Below are 6,056 nucleotides of genomic sequence, written 5' to 3' on the forward strand. Positions count from 1 at the left end.
TCGCGGCTTCACGCCGGTACTCCGGCGTGTACTTCTTGCGCTGTTGACTCACAATGAACATCCTCTCCTACGGACACAGGATCCGTACAAATAGGGTGTCCACTAAACGAGGGTAACCTCAAAGTGGAAACCGAATTTTGGGACCAGCACCCGCCGCAAGCAATAATAGAAATCAAGGCAAATGCCTAGGAACAAAACCCGGGGCACTTCAGACCTGCTGTTTACCTACCTGCAACCCCCACCAACAACCATCGACCCCGACAACCTTGCAGCAACAACAAACAGCCTCGAAGGTGGCATCAACGCCCCCATAAAAGAACTAGCCCGCAGACACCGCGGACTATCACTACCGCATCAACGCACAGTGATGGATTGGTGGCTGTATCTACATACAGAAGTCCCTGACGATCCGGTCAAGATCGCCAGGGACCAACGATGGGGTCAAGACGCACTTTCCACAGCAACAGACCTGATCACCCACAACACCACAGCCACTACCAATGACATCGGTGCACCAGCAGAATACGACACCGCCATCGACACCAGCTACCAACACAACCTCGGCATCCAAAAAGGCTGGATCAAATAACCGCAACACGCCCGGAAAAGACACACTTTTCTTTACTTAACCCGTGCTAGAGGTTATGACGCAAGTTTATTGAATTCCAGAGAATTTCTGAACATCCGGCGAGCGAAGGAAACGCCCGGCCATTTCCACAGCTGGCTGAGAAGAATCTCCTTCGATTACAAGGGACGCAATCGCCAATTCCCCTGTCGTTCCAGCGAACCAGCCATTGGAAAGCTTGCCATCAATTTCTGCTGTACCAGTCTTTCCGCCAAGTGCACTAAGATCACTCAACGACCTAGCTGAACCGTGGTCAATTGTTGATTTCATCATCGTCCGGAGGCTTTGAATAGTTGTATCGCTGACATGCTGGTCTGCCTGTTTATTCACTACTGTCTGTTCGCCTTGAATGAGCTGTGGAGGAACAAGCAAGCCGCCGTTAGCGACAGTCGATTGCATGAGCGCAATCCCAAATGGACTAGCTAGAACCTCGCCCTGTCCAATAGAAGCCTCCACACGAGGAGGTCCAGCCGGTGTCCGCGGCACCGAACCAGTAAGTGTGGTCATCCCTGGTACGTCGAAGTCGGAGCCAATTCCGAGTTCTAAAGCAGTCCGTTGCAGATCATCTTCTCCCAAACGATCCGAAATGACCGCTTGGGTTGTGTTACATGATTGGGCGAAAGCTTCTTCCAGTCGAACGCTACCTAGATCGAAGTCATGATCGTTGGGAATCTTGCGTCCAGCGACGGTGATATTGCTAGGACAAGGTAGTTCCTCATCCATGCTGACTGCCCCTGCCTCTAGTGCCGCCGCTGTGGTCACAGTTTTGAACGTCGATCCCGGTGGGAATAGCCCGGTGAGTGCGATTGGCCCTTGGTTATTTGCCTTGTCATTTTGTGCAACGGCAAGGACACCTCCTGTTCTAGGATTGAGCACGACTAGAACTGCGGCACGTTGCTCACTGTCCACTGCTTGTTTTGCTGCGCTTTGCAGTGTGATATCCAGAGTGGTTGCGATTGGCTGAACTCGGCGAGGCGGCTCAGAGGCTACCGTCGTCATACCTTGTGAACTCTCAGCGCGTATCGACCATCCTGAATTAGCATCGAGCACTGACTCCCAATATTTGTTCAATTCAGCATCCAGCGGAGAGTTAAGAGTTTTGGACACGCTTAAGAGACGCCCCTGCTCCACAGTGGAAATTCCCTCAAAGGTCCTAAGTTGCTCTTGTATCTTCCGGAATTCTTCCTGCCTCAAAGTGAGGAGCACGGTGTCTTCATCCTGAGACTCTCCCAAGGTCTGCTCGATCCACTCCTTAGTCGTTGTGGGAGACACTGGTGCAAAAATCTGGGCCAATTCCTGCGCTCTAGAGGCTATATCTTTGCGACCTCGTACCTGAATAACTTTCGTCCAGGTCATATATTCATTGCCCAAGCGATCTTTAATTGGAAGATCGTACTGTTTATCTTCAGCAAAAAAGAGTGCGGAATCATCGCTCAACTGAGCTTCGAAGATCGAAGGCAACCATTGAGGCTTACCATCCTGTCCACTAAGGACGAGCCGACCATTGCTCTCCAACTCCACACCATCTTTGGACCAAGTCACATGAGTATTCTTCTTTCCATTGGAAATATCAGATGTTTCGATGTTGACCTTCACACCATGAAGTGACTGCCGAAATTCATGAAGGGCGCGCTCCGGGTCTGGATGATCCAGATACCGTGCAGCCTTGCTGTCATCTCCCGCGTTGAAAGCTTTGAGAAATACGTCTGAGTCTGATTCCCACGGTAGAGCTGAACAGCTGCTCAACATCACTGCGGAGAGCGAACAGAGTGCAATCACCGACTGACGGAAACGATTGTGCTTAGTCATCATGGGAGTGACGTTAAGTGAGACGCATTGGATGCCACCAATATCACATAATGCAATTGTCTCATTTCATTCACATATAGGCGATGGTAGAAGTGTGTATTCAAGTGGCAGAAATTCTAACGAAGAGCGTCCACGAGCAGTCTAGCCACTTCGCCAATAGCACCATCGTGAGTACTCATTGCTTGTTCTGGCACCACCTGTTTCAGCATGATGGACACCACAATGGGCTCCTCGCCCTCAACCTGGATAATCGAAGCTTCACCATGGAGAAGTCCTACAGTGCCCGTTTTTCCATAGATATCAACGCCGCTTGGAGGAAAGCCTGAAGGAACACGGTGACGCCACACCTGCAACCCCAAGAGTTCACACATAGATCGACGTACCGCTGCACTATCGTCTTTCCAAACCTGTTCCAAGTCATTAGTTATTTCCGCCAACGAAGAGACTGCAGAAAACGCTATATCTGTACTACTCCCCCCTTGGGATTGAACATATTGACGCAATTGTTTCTCCGCCGTCACTAAGCTATTCCGATCTTGCAAGTCATAATGAGGTGGAAACCGTTTAAGAAATGCTTCTCGAGCCCACGCAGGCAGTAGACGCAAAATCTCGTGGGCGGCCACGTTATCTGACACCGATGCGACTTGTTTCATTAAGTCTCGGAGACTCACGTTCACTGCGTCATCAAAGGCAGCGAACCCATACCCTTCGTAAGTTCCTTTGGACGGTGCAACGTCAACACGAAGACGAGGATCCAGATCACCTCGTTGAATCGCTTCCAAAGTGAGGTGGAGGAGCCGGATTTTATATAAGGATGCCACCGTAATTTTCTCGTCTTGTTTGCGTCCGATAGTCACCCCATCGTGCAGTCGCGATGCACACCACCATCCCTCACACCCCGACCGCATCAACACGTTTTCCAGGGCCATCTCCATCCGTGCAGTCATTGGTTAATCCTTCGACAAATTCTTTCGGCGACCGCCATGGCCTCGGCGCCATTGTCCATCCCACCTCGGCGAACCACTACATCCACGGAAAAATCGAAACGGGAAGGAAGCTCAATAGCATTGTCAAACTGGTGAAAACCGCGAAATACCAAAGACATCCCCTCCCCTCTTCCAATCAATAAGCCCCTACCTAGAGCATCCTCTGAATCATTAATTTCGCAAGACACACCCGACCGAAATAGCTCTCTCGCCAAACCACTGGCTGCACTTGAATTGTCATTCAGGTTCTCCACCAGCAGATTCAATTGAGACAAGGTCTTATCCAACCTTGAATACCCCGGCGGCACCACTAGATCACGTGACAGAGAAAACTGCCTCGCACTGCGGTGAGTACCCAAGGGAACCGGAGCTTGAACAAGCCCCGCATGAATAGCGCCTTCTTCAACACGGGCAAGAATCTCAACAGAAGGCAGTGACGACAAAACTACTCCATCATGCTGCTGTGCCTTTGCTGCAATACGCGATCCTATCTCGCTTGGAAGCGCACTACTGATGGCCAAACGAAACCCGCTTTGCGCACCACTTCGGATACCGTCAATCATCGAATGCATAGTCTGAAGATCGCGATTAATCACCCGGGCATATGGAAGCAAGGTCAACCCTGCCTCGGTTAGTTTCACTTCCCCCGCCCCTCGGATAAATAGCGGTGTACCTACACCAGCTTCTAAGCGCTTAATGGCATTGGAGACAGGCGGCTGACTCACTCCCAGTCGCGCTGCCGCCGCTGTAAAACTACCGGTCTCCGCTAAAGCCACGAAATACTGCCATTGGCGCAGATTTCCCGTCTGAGCAATCATGGGTCTCAGTATAGTGGAGCACGAGTTCGCACCACTGCAGCGTAAAATGATGTCTTTGGCTTGAGCAACACCGTCGCGGTGGCGTCGATAAACAAAAAGGAAGTGACACACAGCGTGGGCATTGGAAACGGACCGCTCATTGTGCAGTCGGATAAGACCGTGCTGCTGGAAATCGACCACGAACAGGCGCAGGAGGCGCGCACCGCGCTGGCACCGTTCGCGGAGCTGGAGCGCGCGCCGGAGCACGTGCACACCTACCGCATCACCCCGCTGGCGCTGTGGAACGCCCGCGCGGCAGGGCACGACGCGGAGCAGATCATGGACGTGCTGGAAACCTACTCGCGGTTCCCCGCCCCGCAGCCGCTGCTCATCGACATTGCCGACACGATGGATCGCTACGGGCGGCTGAAGCTCATCAAGCACCCAGCGCACGGGCTCGTGCTAGAGACGACGGACAGGGCTGTGCTGACGGAGATCCGGCGTCACAAAAAGATCAAGCCCATGTTGGGCGCAGAGATCGACGAGGACTCGATCGTTGTGCACCCTTCCGAGCGCGGCAGGCTCAAGCAGGAACTGCTGAAGGTCGGCTGGCCCGCAGAGGACCTGGCGGGATACGTCGACGGCGAGGCACACCCCATCGAGCTGTCGCAGGAACACGAAGAATGGCAGCTGCGCGACTACCAGGAGATGGCGGCCGATAGCTTCTGGGAAGGCGGCTCGGGCGTGGTAGTGCTGCCATGTGGTGCGGGCAAGACGATGGTCGGCGCGGCCTCGATGGCCAAGGCAAAGGCCACCACCCTGATCCTGGTGACGAACACCGTCGCGGGCAGGCAGTGGAAGGACGAGCTAGTGCGCCGCACCTCCCTGACGGAGGATGAAATCGGCGAATACTCCGGAGAGAAGAAGGAGATCCGCCCCGTGACCATCGCCACCTACCAAGTGGTCACGCGCAAGTCGAAGGGCGAATACCGGGCGCTGAAGCTGTTCGACTCCCGCGACTGGGGCTTAATCATTTACGACGAGGTTCACCTGCTGCCTGCCCCGGTGTTCCGCATGACCTCCGACCTGCAGTCTCGCCGCCGTCTGGGGCTCACCGCCACCCTGGTGCGCGAGGACGGCCGCGAAGGCGACGTATTCAGCCTGATCGGGCCGAAGCGCTATGACGCCCCATGGAAGGACATCGAGGCCTTCCTGGATCGCATGTCCCCCGGCGGTCTCTCGTCCGTTCCCCAGTCCCTGCGGTATTTGATTGACGACGCCACCAGGGCATTCCAGCAGGGCTCCGCCACCGAACCCCACTCGGCTCGTGTCCCGTCTCGCGTGGATACTCCCCAGCGCAACATCATGGACATCACTGGGGACTCCACCGAGATCGCCTCGGAGATCGACGGCGCCGTGGAGGGTTTTCGCCGCGCCCACGACCAGGCCATCGCCGTGGACCCGGCGGACGGCACGAAGGCCTCGGACACCCGGACCTTCCGCTCGCCGCGGGAGATCATGTCCGAGCTGCGCCGCGCCTATACCGCGGGCACACAGGTGCGCCTGCACTACGTGGACTATGCGGGTGCCACCAGCCATGACTGGATCTCCATCGTGATGATGACCCCCTCCACCATCTCCGCGGTGCTCGAATCCACCGGGGAGAGCCTCACGATCCAACCCCACCGCATCGCTGCGGTGGACGTGCCGTGCTAGAGTGAAGTGTCCCAGGTTTTGTTCCGTTTGAGTAGATGGGAAAATCTGGAATATGCCAAGAAAATTTGACCAGGATGCGAAGGATCGTGTGGTCCGTCTTGTAGAGGACCGCATCTTGGCGGA

Annotated in this window: 4 protein-coding genes and 1 pseudogene; 2 read left to right on the forward strand and 3 right to left on the reverse strand. The window is 54.7% G+C overall.

Annotation, left to right across the window (positions count from 1 at the left end; translation table 11 throughout):
* Nucleotides 1-208: 208 nt before the first annotated feature.
* Nucleotides 209-589, forward strand: a pseudogene (locus MHY22_RS11365) (IS256 family transposase); the annotation flags it as partial.
* Nucleotides 590-655: 66 nt separating this feature from the next.
* Here MHY22_RS11365 and pbp2m read toward each other — a convergent pair.
* The 3 genes from pbp2m to MHY22_RS11380 form a co-directional block, all read right to left on the reverse strand.
* Nucleotides 656-2,437 carry a penicillin-binding protein PBP2M gene (gene pbp2m, locus MHY22_RS11370; protein ID WP_049063073.1) on the reverse strand — a complete coding sequence of 594 codons (1,782 nt, stop codon included), beginning with the start codon at nucleotides 2,435-2,437 and terminating at the stop codon, nucleotides 656-658.
* A gap of 113 nt (nucleotides 2,438-2,550) precedes the next feature.
* Nucleotides 2,551-3,381, reverse strand: coding sequence for a serine hydrolase (locus tag MHY22_RS11375; protein ID WP_049147775.1), 831 nt, complete (start codon nucleotides 3,379-3,381; stop codon nucleotides 2,551-2,553).
* Nucleotides 3,378-4,238: a LysR family transcriptional regulator gene (locus MHY22_RS11380; RefSeq protein ID WP_012360809.1), complete on the reverse strand. Its 861-nt coding sequence runs from the start codon at nucleotides 4,236-4,238 to the stop codon at nucleotides 3,378-3,380. Before MHY22_RS11380 ends, MHY22_RS11375 begins: the two co-directional genes overlap by 4 nt.
* Nucleotides 4,239-4,352: 114 nt before the next feature.
* On the opposite strand from MHY22_RS11380, the gene MHY22_RS11385 reads away from it, so the two are divergent.
* Nucleotides 4,353-5,933, forward strand: coding sequence for a helicase-associated domain-containing protein (locus tag MHY22_RS11385; RefSeq protein WP_239279385.1), 1,581 nt, complete (start codon nucleotides 4,353-4,355; stop codon nucleotides 5,931-5,933).
* The last annotated feature ends 123 nt before the right edge of the window (nucleotides 5,934-6,056 follow it).

It is taken from the genome of Corynebacterium sp. ACRPO (assembly GCF_022347205.1).
Lineage (GTDB): Bacteria > Actinomycetota > Actinomycetes > Mycobacteriales > Mycobacteriaceae > Corynebacterium.

Coding starts and splice junctions, on each gene's coding strand:
- pbp2m (WP_049063073.1), bottom strand. CDS start 2,437: ATGATGACTAAGCACAATCGTTTCCGTCAGTCGGTGATTGCACTCTGT.
- MHY22_RS11375 (WP_049147775.1), bottom strand. CDS start 3,381: ATGACTGCACGGATGGAGATGGCCCTGGAAAACGTGTTGATGCGGTCG.
- MHY22_RS11380 (WP_012360809.1), bottom strand. CDS start 4,238: ATGATTGCTCAGACGGGAAATCTGCGCCAATGGCAGTATTTCGTGGCT.